Source organism: Enterococcus villorum, from assembly GCF_007990225.1.
Taxonomy (GTDB): Bacteria; Bacillota; Bacilli; order Lactobacillales; family Enterococcaceae; genus Enterococcus_B; species Enterococcus_B villorum.
This window is the reverse complement of sequence record NZ_BJWF01000009.1, coordinates 23,481-39,413: the sequence shown is the minus strand read 5'-3', so window position 1 is coordinate 39,413 and position 15,933 is coordinate 23,481. Positions and strand designations below refer to the sequence as shown.

The 15,933-nt window shown below is 38.8% G+C and carries 30 protein-coding genes; all 30 read left to right on the top strand.

The genetic code is table 11. The annotated features are described in order from the left end of the window. The first annotated feature begins 3 nt into the window (after nucleotides 1-3). The 30 genes from EVI01_RS05345 to EVI01_RS05200 all read left to right on the top strand — a co-directional run bounded on the left by EVI01_RS05345 (nucleotide 4) and on the right by EVI01_RS05200 (nucleotide 15,926). Complete coding sequence (locus EVI01_RS05345) at nucleotides 4-855, top strand: class II fructose-bisphosphate aldolase (protein WP_010750800.1); 852 nt, start codon at nucleotides 4-6, stop codon at nucleotides 853-855. An 18-nt stretch (nucleotides 856-873) separates the two neighbouring features. Further along, entirely contained in the window at nucleotides 874-1,773 is a 900-nt protein-coding gene (locus EVI01_RS05340; protein WP_010750799.1) for a ketose-bisphosphate aldolase, read from the top strand. A gap of 462 nt (nucleotides 1,774-2,235) precedes the next feature. Beyond that, nucleotides 2,236-2,544: a 30S ribosomal protein S10 gene (gene rpsJ / locus EVI01_RS05335; protein WP_146811555.1), complete on the top strand. Its 309-nt coding sequence runs from the start codon at nucleotides 2,236-2,238 to the stop codon at nucleotides 2,542-2,544. Between the two features lie 30 nt (nucleotides 2,545-2,574). Further along, a complete protein-coding gene (rplC, locus tag EVI01_RS05330; protein ID WP_002290445.1) occupies nucleotides 2,575-3,204 on the top strand; it encodes a 50S ribosomal protein L3 in 630 nt (209 codons plus the stop codon). 27 nt (nucleotides 3,205-3,231) lie between these two features. Then, on the top strand, nucleotides 3,232-3,855 hold the full coding sequence (rplD, locus tag EVI01_RS05325; RefSeq protein WP_010750797.1) for a 50S ribosomal protein L4: 624 nt from the start codon (nucleotides 3,232-3,234) through the stop codon (nucleotides 3,853-3,855). After that, nucleotides 3,855-4,145, top strand: a complete 291-nt coding sequence (gene rplW / locus EVI01_RS05320; RefSeq protein WP_002290449.1) for a 50S ribosomal protein L23 — start codon at nucleotides 3,855-3,857, stop codon at nucleotides 4,143-4,145. Before rplD ends, rplW begins: the two co-directional genes overlap by 1 nt. 39 nt (nucleotides 4,146-4,184) lie before the next feature. Next, nucleotides 4,185-5,018 carry a 50S ribosomal protein L2 gene (gene rplB / locus EVI01_RS05315; RefSeq protein ID WP_010750796.1) on the top strand — a complete coding sequence of 278 codons (834 nt, stop codon included), beginning with the start codon at nucleotides 4,185-4,187 and terminating at the stop codon, nucleotides 5,016-5,018. 42 nt (nucleotides 5,019-5,060) lie between these two features. Continuing rightward, nucleotides 5,061-5,339 carry a 30S ribosomal protein S19 gene (gene rpsS, locus EVI01_RS05310; RefSeq protein ID WP_010720447.1) on the top strand — a complete coding sequence of 93 codons (279 nt, stop codon included), beginning with the start codon at nucleotides 5,061-5,063 and terminating at the stop codon, nucleotides 5,337-5,339. A 22-nt stretch (nucleotides 5,340-5,361) separates the two neighbouring features. After that, the gene (gene rplV / locus EVI01_RS05305) at nucleotides 5,362-5,709 is read left to right on the top strand and encodes a 50S ribosomal protein L22 (protein WP_002288657.1); all 348 of its coding nucleotides are present in this window, start codon (nucleotides 5,362-5,364) and stop codon (nucleotides 5,707-5,709) included. A 13-nt stretch (nucleotides 5,710-5,722) separates the two neighbouring features. Next, entirely contained in the window at nucleotides 5,723-6,379 is a 657-nt protein-coding gene (rpsC, locus tag EVI01_RS05300) for a 30S ribosomal protein S3 (protein WP_005880799.1), read from the top strand. A gap of 2 nt (nucleotides 6,380-6,381) precedes the next feature. Then, entirely contained in the window at nucleotides 6,382-6,816 is a 435-nt protein-coding gene (gene rplP / locus EVI01_RS05295; RefSeq protein WP_010720445.1) for a 50S ribosomal protein L16, read from the top strand. Beyond that, nucleotides 6,806-6,994 carry a 50S ribosomal protein L29 gene (gene rpmC, locus EVI01_RS05290; RefSeq protein WP_002288664.1) on the top strand — a complete coding sequence of 63 codons (189 nt, stop codon included), beginning with the start codon at nucleotides 6,806-6,808 and terminating at the stop codon, nucleotides 6,992-6,994. The genes rplP and rpmC overlap by 11 nt, the downstream gene beginning before the upstream one ends. A gap of 24 nt (nucleotides 6,995-7,018) precedes the next feature. Then, on the top strand, nucleotides 7,019-7,285 hold the full coding sequence (gene rpsQ / locus EVI01_RS05285; protein ID WP_010720444.1) for a 30S ribosomal protein S17: 267 nt from the start codon (nucleotides 7,019-7,021) through the stop codon (nucleotides 7,283-7,285). A 57-nt stretch (nucleotides 7,286-7,342) separates the two neighbouring features. Then, nucleotides 7,343-7,711: a 50S ribosomal protein L14 gene (gene rplN, locus EVI01_RS05280; protein WP_002288669.1), complete on the top strand. Its 369-nt coding sequence runs from the start codon at nucleotides 7,343-7,345 to the stop codon at nucleotides 7,709-7,711. Nucleotides 7,712-7,747: 36 nt separating this feature from the next. After that, on the top strand, nucleotides 7,748-8,056 hold the full coding sequence (gene rplX, locus EVI01_RS05275) for a 50S ribosomal protein L24 (protein ID WP_010750795.1): 309 nt from the start codon (nucleotides 7,748-7,750) through the stop codon (nucleotides 8,054-8,056). Nucleotides 8,057-8,084: 28 nt separating this feature from the next. Then, the gene (rplE, locus tag EVI01_RS05270; protein ID WP_002288671.1) at nucleotides 8,085-8,624 is read left to right on the top strand and encodes a 50S ribosomal protein L5; all 540 of its coding nucleotides are present in this window, start codon (nucleotides 8,085-8,087) and stop codon (nucleotides 8,622-8,624) included. Nucleotides 8,625-8,642: 18 nt separating this feature from the next. Then, nucleotides 8,643-8,828, top strand: coding sequence for a type Z 30S ribosomal protein S14 (locus EVI01_RS05265; RefSeq protein WP_002356214.1), 186 nt, complete (start codon nucleotides 8,643-8,645; stop codon nucleotides 8,826-8,828). 36 nt (nucleotides 8,829-8,864) lie between these two features. Beyond that, the gene (rpsH, locus tag EVI01_RS05260; protein ID WP_002288675.1) at nucleotides 8,865-9,263 is read left to right on the top strand and encodes a 30S ribosomal protein S8; all 399 of its coding nucleotides are present in this window, start codon (nucleotides 8,865-8,867) and stop codon (nucleotides 9,261-9,263) included. A 31-nt stretch (nucleotides 9,264-9,294) separates the two neighbouring features. Next, nucleotides 9,295-9,831, top strand: a complete 537-nt coding sequence (rplF, locus tag EVI01_RS05255; RefSeq protein ID WP_010750794.1) for a 50S ribosomal protein L6 — start codon at nucleotides 9,295-9,297, stop codon at nucleotides 9,829-9,831. Nucleotides 9,832-9,985: 154 nt separating this feature from the next. Further along, nucleotides 9,986-10,342: a 50S ribosomal protein L18 gene (gene rplR / locus EVI01_RS05250; protein WP_002288679.1), complete on the top strand. Its 357-nt coding sequence runs from the start codon at nucleotides 9,986-9,988 to the stop codon at nucleotides 10,340-10,342. Between the two features lie 20 nt (nucleotides 10,343-10,362). Next, nucleotides 10,363-10,863, top strand: a complete 501-nt coding sequence (gene rpsE, locus EVI01_RS05245; RefSeq protein ID WP_010734456.1) for a 30S ribosomal protein S5 — start codon at nucleotides 10,363-10,365, stop codon at nucleotides 10,861-10,863. Between the two features lie 14 nt (nucleotides 10,864-10,877). Further along, a complete protein-coding gene (rpmD, locus tag EVI01_RS05240) occupies nucleotides 10,878-11,057 on the top strand; it encodes a 50S ribosomal protein L30 (protein ID WP_010734455.1) in 180 nt (59 codons plus the stop codon). Nucleotides 11,058-11,106: 49 nt separating this feature from the next. Further along, a complete protein-coding gene (gene rplO, locus EVI01_RS05235) occupies nucleotides 11,107-11,547 on the top strand; it encodes a 50S ribosomal protein L15 (protein ID WP_010750793.1) in 441 nt (146 codons plus the stop codon). Further along, nucleotides 11,547-12,842, top strand: coding sequence for a preprotein translocase subunit SecY (gene secY, locus EVI01_RS05230; protein ID WP_010750792.1), 1,296 nt, complete (start codon nucleotides 11,547-11,549; stop codon nucleotides 12,840-12,842). Before rplO ends, secY begins: the two co-directional genes overlap by 1 nt. A 59-nt stretch (nucleotides 12,843-12,901) precedes the next feature. After that, nucleotides 12,902-13,549, top strand: a complete 648-nt coding sequence (locus tag EVI01_RS05225; RefSeq protein WP_010750791.1) for an adenylate kinase — start codon at nucleotides 12,902-12,904, stop codon at nucleotides 13,547-13,549. Nucleotides 13,550-13,740: 191 nt separating this feature from the next. Then, a complete protein-coding gene (infA, locus tag EVI01_RS05220; RefSeq protein WP_002288695.1) occupies nucleotides 13,741-13,959 on the top strand; it encodes a translation initiation factor IF-1 in 219 nt (72 codons plus the stop codon). A gap of 32 nt (nucleotides 13,960-13,991) precedes the next feature. Beyond that, nucleotides 13,992-14,108, top strand: coding sequence for a 50S ribosomal protein L36 (gene rpmJ / locus EVI01_RS05215; RefSeq protein WP_002288710.1), 117 nt, complete (start codon nucleotides 13,992-13,994; stop codon nucleotides 14,106-14,108). Nucleotides 14,109-14,125: 17 nt separating this feature from the next. After that, nucleotides 14,126-14,491 (top strand): 30S ribosomal protein S13, encoded by a 366-nt coding sequence (gene rpsM, locus EVI01_RS05210; protein ID WP_010734451.1) that lies wholly within the window; start codon nucleotides 14,126-14,128, stop codon nucleotides 14,489-14,491. 27 nt (nucleotides 14,492-14,518) lie between these two features. Further along, the gene (rpsK, locus tag EVI01_RS05205) at nucleotides 14,519-14,908 is read left to right on the top strand and encodes a 30S ribosomal protein S11 (protein WP_002288714.1); all 390 of its coding nucleotides are present in this window, start codon (nucleotides 14,519-14,521) and stop codon (nucleotides 14,906-14,908) included. A gap of 79 nt (nucleotides 14,909-14,987) precedes the next feature. After that, a complete protein-coding gene (locus tag EVI01_RS05200) occupies nucleotides 14,988-15,926 on the top strand; it encodes a DNA-directed RNA polymerase subunit alpha (RefSeq protein ID WP_010750790.1) in 939 nt (312 codons plus the stop codon). The last annotated feature ends 7 nt before the right edge of the window (nucleotides 15,927-15,933 follow it).

Sequence of the window (15,933 nt, the reverse complement as noted above, 5' to 3'; positions counted from 1 at the left end):
GTCATGTATGTTTCAATGAAAAAAATGCTACAAAAAGCTAATCAAGAAAACTATGCAGTCATGGCAATCAATTGTTTTAATTTAGAAACGGTTCAAGCGACAATCCAAGCAGCAGAAGAATTAAACGCACCGATCATTATTGATTTATTGCAGGAACACTTAAAGCAACATATTGATTATCGCTATTTGACTCAACCTATCATACGAATGGCGCAAGATGCTAAGGTAGAAGTCGCACTCAATTTAGATCATGGACAAGACATTGCCTTCGTTAAACAATGTTTACAAGAAGGATTTTCTAGCGTCATGATGGATGCGTCCATGTATCCGTTAGAAAAAAATATTGAAGTCACCAAAGCTATGGTTCAGTTTGCGCAAACTTATGATGCGAGTGTCGAAGCAGAAGTAGGAAATATGGGGGCCGTTCTTGGCAACCAGTTGACAAATGACACCATGTATACAGATCCAGATGATGCCATACGTTTAATTAATGAAACGCAAGTGGATTGTTTAGCTATTTCTTACGGTTCCAGTCATGGTGATTATCCAAATGGGTATTGTCCTAAATTTCACTTTGATATTGTACAAAAGATAAAAGAAATGACGCATCTTCCGCTGGTTTTACATGGCGGTTCGGGCGCAGGAAAAGAAAATATTCTTCGTTCAATCGAACTAGGCATTAATAAGATCAATGTGGGTTCTGATTTTATGAAAGCACAAAAGCAAAAGATAAAACAACTATTGAAAGAAGAACCGTCAATCGAGTATCCTTCGTTGATTCAACAAACGGCCGCGTCAGGAAAAATGCTAGTAAAAGAGTATATCGAATTGTCGGGTTCTAAAAATAAATCATAGAAATGGAGAATACCAAAGATGTTAATTAATATGAATCAAATGTTAGAAGTAGCGAAACAAAACCAATTTGCCGTAGGTGCATTTAATGTAGCTGACAGTAACTTCCTACGAGTAGTCATTGAAGCCGCTGAGGAAAATGATGCACCAGCAATTATCGCCGTACATCCAACAGAATTAGATTTTTTGAAAGACGAATTTTTTCAATATGCAGTGAGCCGAGTAAAAAATAGTGCTGTACCATTCGTTATTCATATGGATCATGGAGATAGTTTAGCTAGTATCATGCGAGGGATCCATTGTGGTTTTAGTTCCGTCATGATCGATGGTTCTTTACTATCTTTTGAAGAAAACATTGCTGTAACAAAAGAAGTGGTGGATGTGTGTCACAAAATTGGTGTTTCAGTTGAAGGGGAGTTAGGGACAATTGGGAATACTGGTACTTCCGTAGAAGGCGGAGTGTCAGAAGTCATTTATACCAGACCAGAGGATGCACAAGAATTTGTGGTACGTACAGGTATTGATACTTTAGCTGTTGCAATTGGAACAGCACATGGTATTTATCCTAAAAATGTAAAACCATCATTGAAGATGGATGTTTTAGAAAAGATTAAAGAAAAAGTAGATGTTCCTCTAGTATTACATGGTGGATCAGCCAACCCTGATGAAGAAATTGCAAAAGCGGTAGAAATTGGCATTCAAAAAGTAAATATTTCATCTGATTATAAATATGCTTTTTATAAAAAATGTCGTGAAATTCTAGCATCTACAGAGCTGTGGGATCCAAATGCCATTTACCCTGAATGCATTGAGGCTGCTAAAGAAGTGGTAAAACAAAAAATGACACTTTTTCATTCAATCGGTCAAGCAAAGGTTTATCGCCAAGAAAATACTCAACCATGGCGCCAAGGTTTGAGTTGAAAAGGAATAAAACGATTAAAAAGGTATCCTGAATAAAAACAACGTGATTGAAACTTTAAAGAGGATTAGGTGTTGCTATCAAGTTGTTACTGTGACATAAACCATCGAATCAAAAAACGCAACTGTTCGTTTTTTGATTCGATGGTTTTTAAAGGTGGATAAAAGGAAACTGCGTAGAAGTGAAGAAAGTTTATAAAATAGTTGGTCAAAAAGAAGAAAATGAAAAACAATGAAAACAATTTGCTTTTTACAGGAAAAAAGCCTTGATTTGTAGGTTTAGATGGTTTATACTTACAAAGGTGCGTTTACAAAAGCGTAAATGGCACAGACGTGATCTATTGGATTTCGTCGGCTAAGAAACGAGAGGTTGCGACACGCCCGGACGCTTTGCCACGAACGAGCGTGACGGAAATTTTCGTGGAGCTATGTCTACTTTTCAAAATAGGCGAAGGAGGGAACAAGATGGCAAAACAAAAAATTCGTATCCGTTTAAAAGCGTATGAACACCGTATTTTAGATCAAGCAGCGGATAAAATCGTGGAAACTGCAAAAAGAACTGGAGCTAGCGTGTCTGGACCAATTCCATTACCAACTGAACGCAGTCTTTACACAATTATTCGTGCGACACACAAATACAAATATTCACGCGAACAATTCGAAATGCGTACACATAAACGTCTTATCGACATTGTGAACCCAACACCAAAAACTGTTGATGCTTTGATGAAGCTAGACTTACCATCTGGTGTAAATATCGAAATCAAATTATAAAACTAAAATAAAATTAATGGAGGTGTACTCATGACCAAAGGAATCTTAGGGAAAAAAGTGGGAATGACACAAATCTTCACTGAATCTGGCGAATTAATTCCAGTAACTGTTGTAGAAGCTACGCCAAACGTAGTATTACAAGTTAAAACAATGGAAACGGATGGCTATGAAGCTATTCAAGTTGGTTACCAAGATATGCGTGAAGTTTTATCAAACAAACCTGCGAAAGGTCATGTTGCAAAAGCAAACACGGCTCCTAAGCGCTTCATTCGTGAATTCAAAAATGTTGAGCTAGGAGAATATGAAGTAGGAAAAGAAATTACAGTAGATGTTTTCCAAGCAGGAGACATTATTGATGTAACAGGTACTACGAAAGGTAAAGGATTCCAAGGGGTTATCAAACGCCACGGCCAAAGCCGCGGACCAATGGCTCACGGTTCTCGCTACCATCGTCGTCCTGGGTCAATGGGTCCAGTTGCACCTAACCGTGTATTTAAAAACAAACGTCTTGCTGGCCGTATGGGTGGCAACCGCGTAACAATCCAAAACTTGGAAGTTGTTCGCGTTGATGCAGAAAGAAACGTTATCTTAATTAAAGGAAATGTTCCTGGAGCTAAAAAATCATTAATCACTATCAAATCAGCTGTGAAAGCTAAATAATAGTAGGAAGAAAGGAGGAACTAAGGAATGCCGAATGTAGCATTATTCAAACAAGATGGAAGCCAAAACGGTGAAATCACACTTAACGAAGAAATCTTCGGAATTGAACCAAATGAAAGTGTTGTTTACGATGCAATCGTTATGCAACGTGCATCATTAAGACAAGGAACACATGCGGTTAAAAACCGTAGCGCTGTTCGAGGCGGTGGACGTAAACCATGGCGTCAAAAAGGAACTGGTCGTGCTCGTCAAGGATCAATCCGCTCACCACAATGGCGTGGAGGTGGCGTAGTCTTTGGACCAACACCACGTTCTTACAGCTACAAACTTCCTAAAAAAGTTCGTCGTTTAGCAATGAAATCTGTCTTATCAGAAAAAGTTGCTGAAAACAACTTGGTAGCAATTGAAGGATTAAGCTTCGATGCACCAAAAACAAAAGAATTCAAACAAGTTCTTGCTAACTTATCTATTGACTCTAAAGTATTGGTTGTTCTAGAAAAAGGTAACGACTTTGCTGCTTTATCAGCACGTAACTTACCAAACGTTTCTGTAGTAACTTCTGATAACGTGAGTGTGCTAGATGTTGTTTCAAATACAAAAGTGTTAGCAACACAAACTGCTCTTACTCAAATTGAGGAGGTGCTTGCATAATGAACTTACTAGACGTAATCAAACGCCCTGTGATCACTGAAAAATCAATGCTTGCCATGGATGACAAGAAATATACTTTTGAAGTGGACACTCGTGCAAACAAAACTTTAGTAAAACAAGCGGTTGAAGCTGCTTTTGACGTAAAAGTTAAAAACGTGAACATCGTGAACGTACGTGCGAAATTCAAACGTATGGGCAAATATGCAGGATATACAAAAAAACGTCGCAAAGCGATCGTGACATTAACTGAAGATTCAAAAGAAATCCAATTATTCGAAGCTGCTGAATAAGCACTTACTAGATAACTCATTAAATTAGGAGGGAAAAACGTGGCGATTAAAAAGTACAAACCTACCTCAAATGGTCGTCGTAACATGACAGGTTCTGATTTTGCTGAAATCACAACATCAACACCTGAAAAATCATTGTTACAACCATTGAAAAACCATGCTGGACGTAACAACAACGGCCGCATCACTGTACGTCATCAAGGTGGCGGACATAAACGCCAATATCGCGTGATCGACTTCAAACGTAACAAAGATAACGTTGTTGCAACTGTTCAAACGATCGAATATGATCCAAACCGTTCAGCTAACATCGCGTTAGTACACTATGAAGATGGAGTGAAAGCTTACATCTTAGCACCAAAAGGACTACAAGTTGGTATGAAACTTGTTTCAGGTCCAGATGCAGATATCAAAGTTGGTAATGCTCTTCCTTTAGAAAATATTCCAGTTGGTACTGTTATTCATAACATTGAAATGAAACCTGGTAAAGGTGGACAGTTGATCCGTTCTGCTGGTACAAGTGCTCAAGTACTTGGTAAAGAAGGCAAATACGTATTGATCCGCTTAAACTCTGGTGAAGTTCGTATGATCTTAGCTGCTTGCCGTGCAACAGTTGGGTCAGTAGGTAACGAACAACACGAATTAATCAACATTGGTAAAGCTGGACGCTCTCGTTGGATGCGTAAACGCCCAACTGTACGTGGTAGCGTAATGAACCCTAACGATCACCCACACGGTGGTGGTGAAGGTAAAGCTCCTATCGGACGTAAAGCACCAGTTTCTCCTTGGGGACAACCAGCGCTTGGTTACAAAACTCGTGATAAAAAAGCGAAATCAGACAAACTTATCGTTCGTCGTCGTAAAAATAAATAATTACTTTGACCATGTGTCGCACATTTTGAGAGGAGGTTCACCATGGGTCGTAGTTTAAAGAAAGGACCTTTCGTTGATGAGCATTTAATGAACAAAGTTGAAGCTCAAGCTGGGGTCGAAAAGAAAAAAGTAATCAAAACTTGGTCTCGTCGTTCGACAATTTTCCCAAGTTTTGTTGGATATACCATCGCAGTTTACGATGGACGTAAACACGTACCAGTTTACATCCAAGAAGATATGGTAGGACACAAATTAGGTGAATTCGCACCAACTAGAACTTATCGTGGCCATGCCGCAGACGATAAGAAAACGAAACGCTAATTTGAGGGGAGGATAAAAGCAAATGGCAGAACAAATCACATCAGCTAAAGCAACTGCAAAAACAGTTCGCACTTCACCTCGTAAAGCGCGTTTAGTAATTGACCTTATCAGAGGTAAAAGTGTTGCGGATGCAATTTCAATCTTGAAATTCACACCAAATAAATCTGCTGGAATCATTGAAAAAGTATTGATGTCAGCAGTTGCGAATGCAGAAAACAACTTTGACTTAGATGTTGAAAACTTGGTAGTATCTGAAGCATTTGTCAACGAAGGACCAACAATGAAACGTTTCCGTCCACGTGCAAAAGGTTCAGCTTCTCCAATCAACAAACGTACAAGTCATATCACGGTAGTCGTATCAGAAAAATAAGGAGGGATAATCAGTGGGTCAAAAAGTACATCCAATTGGAATGCGTGTAGGCATCATCCGCGACTGGGATGCAAAATGGTATGCTGAAAAAGAGTATGCAGAGTTCTTACACGAAGATTTAAGAATCCGTAAATTTATTTCAACTAAACTTGCTGATGCTGCTGTATCAACAATTGAAATCGAGCGTGCTACAGGCCGTGTCAATATTTCAATTCACACAGCAAAACCAGGTATGGTTATTGGTAAAGGCGGATCTGAAGTCGAAAACCTAAGAAAAGAATTAAACAAATTAACTGGAAAAAGAATCCATATCAACATCGTGGAAATCAAAAAACCAGATCTAGATGCAAAATTAGTAGGTGAAGGAATCGCACGTCAATTAGAAAACCGTGTTGCTTTCCGTCGCGCGCAAAAACAAGCGATCCAACGTTCAATGCGTTCTGGCGCTAAAGGGATCAAAACTCAAGTATCTGGACGTTTAAACGGTGCGGATATCGCTCGTTCAGAAGGATATTCAGAAGGAACTGTTCCTCTTCACACATTACGTGCGGATATTGATTACGCATGGGAAGAAGCAGATACAACATACGGAAAACTAGGAGTTAAAGTGTGGATCTATCGTGGAGAAATTCTTCCAACTAAAAAAAACACTGAGAAAGGAGGGAAATAATCATGTTAGTACCTAAACGTGTAAAACACCGTCGTGAATTCCGCGGAAAAATGCGTGGGGAAGCTAAAGGTGGTAAAGAAGTAGCATTCGGTGAATACGGTTTGCAAGCTGTTGATTCTCATTGGATCACAAACCGCCAAATCGAAGCTGCTCGTATTGCAATGACTCGTTACATGAAACGTGGTGGGAAAGTATGGATTAAAATTTTCCCTCACAAATCTTATACTGCCAAAGCAATTGGGGTACGTATGGGTTCTGGTAAAGGGGCACCTGAAGGATGGGTTGCACCAGTAAAACGTGGTAAAATCATGTTTGAAATTGCAGGCGTGTCTGAAGAAGTGGCTCGTGAAGCGTTACGTCTAGCTTCTCACAAATTACCAATGAAAACTAAGATCGTAAAACGTGAGGAAATGGGTGGTGAATCGAATGAAGGTTAAAGAAATCAGAGAATTAACCACTGCCGAAATGCTTGATCAAGAAAAACAATTGAAAGAAGAATTGTTTAATCTTAGATTCCAATTAGCAACAGGTCAATTAGAAAACACTGCACGTATTAAAGAAGTACGTAAATCGATTGCACGCATCAAAACTGTATTGCGTGAACAAGCTAAGTAATTATGGAAGGAGGCCATTAAGCGTATGACTGAAGAAAGAAATCAACGCAAAGTTTATCAAGGTCGCGTAGTTTCAGACAAAATGGATAAAACAATTACTGTTTCTGTCGAAACAAAGAAAAACCACCCTATCTATGGTAAACGCATGAACTATTCTAAGAAATACAAAGTACATGATGAAAACAACACAGCTAAAGTTGGCGACATCGTGAAAATTATGGAAACTCGTCCATTATCAGCTACAAAACGTTTCCGTTTGTTGGAAGTAGTCGAAGAAGCAGTTATTATCTAATAACACGAGATTTTCCTATATAGATTGAATGCAAAATCTGAAAGGAGGATACACAACGTGATCCAAGCAGAAAGTCGTTTAAAAGTCGCTGATAATTCAGGCGCACGTGAAATTTTGACGATCAAAGTCCTTGGTGGATCTGGTCGTAAAACTGCTAACATCGGTGATGTGATCGTTGCTACGGTTAAACAAGCAACGCCAGGTGGGGTTGTCAAAAAAGGTGACGTCGTAAAAGCCGTTATCGTTCGAACAAAATCAGGAGCTCGTCGTACAGACGGTTCATATATTAAATTTGATGAAAATGCTGCAGTGATTATTCGTGATGATAAAAGCCCTCGTGGAACGCGTATCTTTGGGCCAGTTGCACGTGAACTACGTGAAAACAACTTCATGAAGATCGTTTCACTAGCACCAGAAGTTTTATAATCTTGAGACACTTATCAAAGGAGGTGCGAAACAGTTATGTTTGTTAAAAAAGGCGATAAAGTTAAAGTTATCACTGGAAAAGACAAAAATAAAGAAGGCGTTGTATTAGCAGCGTTTCCGAAAAAAGATAAAGTCATTGTCGAAGGTGTGAATGTTGTTAAAAAACACCAAAAACCTTCTCAAGCTGCTCCTCAAGGTGGAATTGTTGAGATGGAAGCACCAATTCATGTTTCTAACGTGATGGTGATCGACTCTACTGGCGTAGCTGGCCGTGTTGGCTATAAAGAAGTAGATGGCAAAAAAGTCCGTGTTTCTAAAAAAACCGGTGAAGTTTTAGATAAATAATAAGTTTAAGGAAGGAGGGTCTTACTGAATGAACCGCCTAAAAGAAAAATATCTTAAAGAAGTAACTCCATCATTGATGGAAAAATTTAACTATAGCTCTGTTATGCAAACACCTAAAGTTGAAAAAATCGTCATCAACATGGGTGTTGGTGATGCGGTATCAAACGCTAAAAACTTAGATAAAGCAGTTGAAGAATTAACTTTAATCACTGGACAAAAACCAATGATTACAAAAGCTAAAAAATCAATCGCTGGATTCCGTTTACGTGAAGGAATGCCAATTGGTGCAAAAGTTACCTTGCGCGGAGAAAGAATGTACGAATTCTTAGACAAATTGGTATCAGTTTCTCTACCACGTGTACGTGACTTCCATGGTGTAAGTAAAAAAGCCTTTGACGGTCGTGGAAACTATACTTTAGGTATTAAAGAACAATTGATCTTCCCAGAAGTAGATTACGATTTAGTAGATAAAGTACGTGGTATGGACATCGTTATTGTAACAACAGCAAATTCAGATGAAGAATCTCGTGAGTTGTTGACACAATTAGGCATGCCATTCCAAAAATAATTAAAGGAGGCGAACTACGTGGCTAAAAAATCAATGATTGCTAAAAACAAACGCCCTGCAAAACATTCAACACAAGCTTACACACGTTGCGAACGTTGCGGACGTCCACATTCAGTTTATCGTAAGTTCCATCTTTGCCGTATTTGCTTCCGCGAACTTGCCTATAAAGGTCAAATTCCCGGCGTGAAGAAAGCTAGCTGGTAAAAAAGTAAATTCGCATAAGAAGGAGGTAAAAGCTCAATGGTCATGACAGATCCAATTGCAGATTTTCTAACTCGTATCCGTAACGCAAACATGGTTAAACATGAGTCTTTAGAAGTTCCTGCATCAAAAATTAAACGTGACATCGCTGAAATCTTAAAACGTGAAGGTTTCGTTCGTGATGTTGAATATATTGAAGATGACAAACAAGGCGTAATCCGTGTTTTCCTAAAATTTGGTAAAAACGGCGAACGTGTTATCACTAACTTAAAACGTATCTCTAAACCTGGATTACGTGCTTATGTCAAAGCTGACGAAGTACCAAAAGTATTGAACGGTTTAGGTATCGCAATTATTTCGACTTCTGAAGGTGTAGTTACCGATAAAGAAGCTCGTGAAAAAAATATCGGCGGCGAAGTTATCGCTTACGTATGGTAATCAACTAGAATCTACAAGGAGGTGTCTTTAAGTGAGCCGTATTGGAAATAAAGTTGTTGTGATCCCTGAAGGAGTAACAGTTACTCAAGATGGAAACAACATTACAGTTAAAGGACCAAAAGGGGAATTAACACGTACTTTTTCTTCTGATATCAAAATGAATATCGAAGGAAACGAAGTGACATTCACTCGTCCAAATGACAGTAAAGAAATGAAAACAATCCATGGAACAACTCGTGCAAACTTCAACAACATGGTTGTAGGCGTTAGCGAAGGATTCCAAAAAGTATTAGAATTAATTGGGGTTGGGTACCGTGCACAATTACAAGGATCAAAACTTGTATTGAACGTTGGTTACTCACATCCAGTCGAAATCACACCACCAGCTGGCGTAACTGTTGAAGTACCAGCGAATACGCAAGTAATTGTTAAAGGTGCGAACAAAGAAGAAGTTGGCGAATTAGCTGCGAACATTCGTGGAACTCGTCCTCCAGAACCTTATAAAGGTAAAGGTATTCGTTATGTTGGCGAATATGTACGCCGTAAAGAAGGTAAAACTGGTAAATAGTTTAGAAAAATTTCATAGAAGCCAGCAGCAGGTAAAAGGGATTTTGCAGAAGTTATCCTTCATTCAAAACAACTTAACTTGTGCCGCAGCTTCTATTTTTCGAGACTTCCCGATACTACAATCGTAGTACAATAAAATAAAAGAGGTGACAATTGTGATTACAAAACCAGATAAGAACAAAACACGTCAAAAAAGACATCGTCGTGTACGTAACAATATCTCTGGTACTGCTGAGCGCCCACGCTTGAACGTTTTTCGTTCTAACAAAAACATCTACGCTCAAATTATTGATGACGTAGCGGGTGTAACGCTAGCAAGTGCCTCTACCTTGGATAAAGAAATTTCAGGTGGAACAAAAACAGAAGCAGCACAAGCTGTCGGTAAATTAGTTGCAGAACGTGCAGCTGAAAAAGGCATTAAAGTAGTAGTCTTTGACCGTGGTGGATACCTTTACCATGGCCGTGTGCAAGCTTTAGCTGAAGCTGCTCGCGAAAATGGACTAGAATTTTAAAAAAAGGAGGAATACCATTCATGGTTTATATCGATCCAAAACATTTGGAATTAGAAGACCGCGTTGTTGCAATTAACCGTGTAACAAAAGTTGTTAAAGGTGGACGTCGTCTACGTTTTGCTGCTTTAGTTGTTGTCGGTGACAAAAACGGACACGTAGGATTTGGTACTGGTAAAGCACAAGAAGTACCTGAAGCAATCCGTAAAGCAATTGAAGATGCGAAGAAAAACTTAGTTGAAGTACCTATGGTTGGTTCAACAATCCCACACGAAGTAATCGGTGCTTTTAGTGGTGGTAGAATCCTAATGAAACCTGCTGTTGAAGGTTCTGGGGTTGCTGCTGGCGGACCAGTTCGTGCCGTATTAGAATTAGCAGGGGTAGCAGATATCACTTCTAAATCTTTAGGTTCAAACACACCAATCAACGTTGTTCGCGCAACTGTTGAAGGATTGAAACAATTGAAACGTGCAGAAGAAGTGGCAGCACTTCGTGGCAAATCAGTGGAAGAATTAATCGGATAAGGAGGACAAAAATAATGGCTGAATTAAAAGTTACTTTAAAACGCAGTATTATCGGACGTCCTCAAAACCAACGCGACACAGTTAAAGCGTTAGGTCTTACAAAGATTAACAGTTCAGTGGTTAAGCCTGCTAATGAAGCAATCAAAGGCATGATCAATACTGTTTCTCACTTAGTGGACGTTGAAGAAGTTTAATAAAACAAATAAAAACTAAGAACTAGAATATTAAGGAGGTGCCAAACCTATGAAACTTCATGAATTAAAACCTGCTGAAGGTTCACGCCAAGTACGTAATCGTGTTGGTCGTGGTACTTCTTCTGGTAACGGAAAAACTGCTGGACGCGGACAAAAAGGACAAAAAGCTCGTTCAGGCGGTGGTGTACGTCTAGGATTTGAAGGGGGTCAAACTCCATTATTCCGTCGTTTACCAAAACGTGGATTTACTAATGTAAACCGCAAAGACTATGCAGTCATCAATCTTGATGTCTTGAATCGCTTTGAAGATGGTGCTGAAGTAACTCCTGTTGCTTTAGTAGAAGCTGGAATCGTGAAAAACGAAAAAGCAGGAATCAAAGTATTAGCGAATGGTGAATTAACGAAAAAATTAACAGTGAAAGCCGCAAAATTCTCGAAAGCAGCTGAAGAAGCAATCGTCGCTGCTGGTGGATCAATTGAGGTGATCTAATGTTTAAACTATTAAAAGATGCTTTTAAAGTAAAGGACATTAGGTCGAAGATTCTCTTTACTGTATTTGTTTTACTTGTATTTCGTCTAGGTGCACATATTACTGTGCCAGGTGTGAATGCTAGTTCATTGCAAAATCTTTCTTCTTTACCATTTTTCAATATGTTGAACTTGGTGAGTGGTAGTGCAATGCAAAATTTCTCCATCTTTTCAATGGGGGTTTCGCCTTACATTACAGCTTCCATCGTTATCCAATTGTTACAAATGGATATTGTTCCACGTTTTGTTGAATGGTCAAAACAAGGAGAGGTTGGTCGTAAGAAATTAAATCAAGCAACGAGATACTTAACTTTAGTATTGGCGTTTATTCAATCAGTGGGTATTACTGCTGGATTTAACCAATATGCTCAATTAGGTTTTGTGACGAACCCTAATGTTTCAACTTATGTGACCATTGGGTTAATTTTAACTGCTGGTACAATGTTTGTTACGTGGTTAGGAGAACAAATCACAGAAAAAGGAATCGGTAATGGGGTGTCAATGATTATCTTTGCGGGGATCATCTCTCGATTGCCTGAAAGTGTCAAAGAAATTTATGAAGATTACTTTGTAAATATTGATCCTTCAGATATCTGGAAATCTGCAATTTTTATTGCCATCTTAGTCGTAGCGATTATCTTAATCGTAACGTGCGTAACATTTTTCCAACAAGCTGAACGCAAGATCCCAATTCAATACACGAAACGTGTAGCAGGTGCACCAACAAGTAGTTATCTACCGTTGAAAGTAAATGCTGCTGGGGTTATCCCAGTTATCTTTGCAAGTTCGTTTATTGCGACACCTAATGCTGTCTTACAAGCATTGAGTGGTAGATTTGGGTCTGAAAATTGGTATAAAATTATGATGCAGATCTTTAACTATAATACGGCACCTGGTGCTACGATTTATACGATATTGATCATTGCATTTACCTTCTTCTATGCATTTGTTCAAGTAAACCCTGAGAAATTAGCGGAAAACTTACAAAAGCAAGGAAGCTATATACCAAGCGTACGTCCTGGTAAAGGAACTGAAGAGTATGTCTCAAGCTTATTGATGCGATTAAGTACTGTCGGTGCTATTTTCCTTGGGTTAGTGGCTTTATTACCAATCATTGCACAAATGGTTTGGAATCTGCCTCAATCCATCGGGTTAGGTGGAACCAGCTTATTGATCATCATCGGTGTTGCTTTAGAAACTGCTAAACAGTTAGAAGGCTTAATGCTGAAACGTAAGTACGTTGGATTTATTGAGTAAGAAAGCGTGTTGAGGTTTTTCCTCAACACACGTTCTCACATTTATTAGGAGGGTAAACAATGAACCTCATTTTAATGGGGCTGCCAGGTGCAGGTAAAGGAACACAAGCAGAAAAAATTATTGATGCTTATCATATTCCTCATATCTCAACAGGAGACATGTTCCGTGCAGCAATGCAAAACGAAACAGCTCTTGGCTTGGAAGCAAAGTCTTATATTGATAAAGGTGAATTAGTTCCTGATGAAGTAACAAATGGAATCGTGAAAGAGCGTTTAGCTGAACAAGATACAGAAAAAGGCTTCTTATTAGATGGTTTTCCTCGTACGCTTGAACAAGCTGAAGCGCTAGATGCAATGCTAAAAGATTTAAACAAAAAAATTGATGCAGTCATCGATATCCACGTGGGTGAAGACGTTTTGGTTGAGCGTTTAGCTGGCCGATTCATCTGTAGCAACTGTGGAGCAACTTATCATAAAATTTTTAACCCTACAAAAGTTGAAGATACATGTGATCGTTGTGGTGGGCATGAATTCTATCAAAGAGAAGATGATAAACCTGAGACGGTTAAAAATCGTCTGGCTATCAACATCAAAAATAGTGAGCCAATCTTGGCCTATTATAAAGAACAAGGTTTGCTAAACACTATCGATGGTGATCGTGAAATCGATGCTGTATTTACTGATGTCCAAAAAATCATTGAAAAATAGCACGATTGCCCGTAGCCGACTTGCATTAAGCAGTTACTCTTGTCAAGTTCAATAAATTATGATAGAATATGTCAGTCCGACTTCTAGAGAAATCCTCTAGATGATCCATTTTGAGAATTTTGAGGTGGGAACTGCAGTTTCCGCCATTTTATCGTGTGAAAATGCGAAACAAGTACAAGGAGGTACTGTGCGTGGCAAAAGAAGATATGATTGAAGTCGAAGGTACAGTCGTCGAAACTTTGCCGAATGCAATGTTTAAAGTTGAACTAGAAAACGGACACCAAGTTCTTGCTACTGTTTCAGGTAAAATTCGTATGCATTATATTCGTATCTTACCTGGTGACAAAGTGACGGTTGAATTGTCTCCGTATGATTTAAACCGTGGCCGTATTACTTATCGCTTTAAATAATTGTACTCCGTAAAACTACAGGAGGTATTATCATGAAAGTAAGACCATCAGTAAAACCAATGTGTGAACATTGTAAAGTAATTCGTCGTAAAGGACGCGTTATGGTGATTTGCCCAGCAAATCCAAAACATAAACAACGTCAAGGATAATTGGAGGTGCAATAAATATGGCTCGTATTGCAGGAGTAGATATTCCTCGTGATAAACGTGTAGTAGTTTCTCTTACTTATATCTATGGTATTGGTAACACTACTGCAAAACAAATCTTAGCTAATGCTGGCGTATCTGAAGATGTTCGCGTTCGTGAATTAACGAATGAACAAACAGATGCTATCCGTGCAGAAGTAGATAAATTAAAAGTTGAAGGTGACCTTCGTCGTGAAGTGAACTTAAACATCAAACGATTGATGGAAATCGGTTCATACCGTGGCATCCGTCATCGCCGTGGATTGCCTGTTCGTGGACAAAACACGAAAAACAATGCACGTACTCGTAAAGGCCCAGCTCGCGCTATCGCTGGCAAGAAAAAATAATTCTTAAGTGAAGGAGGTTAGAACTTCATGGCAGCAAAAAAAGTGAATCGTAAACGCCGTGTGAAAAAGAATATAGAAGCAGGTATTGCACATATCCATTCTACATTCAACAACACTATCATCATGATCACTGATACTCACGGGAATGCATTAGCGTGGTCATCAGCTGGTTCATTAGGTTTCAAAGGAAGCAAAAAATCAACTCCTTTTGCCGCTCAAATGGCAGCAGAAACAGCTACAAAAGCAGCAATGGAACACGGATTAAAAACTGTTGAAGTAACAGTTAAAGGACCAGGTTCTGGACGTGAAGCAGCAATTCGTTCATTACAAGCTACAGGTTTAGAAGTGACTGCAATTCGTGACGTGACTCCAGTTCCTCATAATGGTGCCCGCCCTCCAAAACGCCGTCGTGTTTAATGAGTGCCGCTCATTTTGAGTTCTATTAGTAACGTCATTGAACAAGACACTTTTCGTTTTGAAAGGGGTAAAGATAAGAATGATTGAATTCGAAAAACCAAGAATCGCAAAAATTGATGAAGAAAAAGATTATGGCAAGTTCATCGTTGAACCTCTTGAAAGAGGATATGGGACTACTTTAGGGAATTCCCTACGTCGTATTTTATTATCTTCTTTGCCAGGTGCTGCCATCACTAATATTCAAATCGATGGTGTACTGCATGAATTCTCAACCATTAAAGGTGTAAGAGAAGACGTCACTCAAATCATCTTGAACATTAAAGGTTTAGCACTGAAAATGTATGGTCAAGAAGAAAAAACCCTTGAAATCGATATTACCGGACCTGCTACAGTAACTGCTGGCGATATTATCGTTGATAGTGAGGTAGAAATTCTTAACAAAGATATGTACATCTGTAGTGTCTCTGAAGGAGCTACGTTCCATGCTCGCTTAACAGTGAAACCAGGACGTGGTTATGTTCAAGCAGATGAAAACAAAAAAGAAGATATGCCAATTGGCGTTCTTCCAGTCGATTCAATCTACACACCTGTTCGTCGTGTGAACTATCAAGTAGAAAACACTCGTGTTGGACACTGTGAAGATTTTGATAAATTGACGATGGAGATTTGGACAGACGGTTCAATTGAACCATTAGAAGCAATGAGTTTATCTGCAAAAATCATGACTGAACATTTAGATATCTTTGTCAACCTAACAGATGAAGCAAAAAATGCTGAAATCATGGTCGAAAAAGAAGAAACACAAAAAGAAAAAATGTTAGAAATGACAATTGAAGAATTAGACTTATCTGTTCGCTCTTATAATTGTTTAAAACGTGCAGGAATCAATACTGTACAAGAACTTACAAATAAATCTGAACCAGAAATGATCAAAGTCCGTAACTTAGGGCGTAAATCATTAGAAGAAGTGAAAGCAAAATTACACGACTTAGGATTAGGTTTACGTAAGGAAGATTAAAACCTTT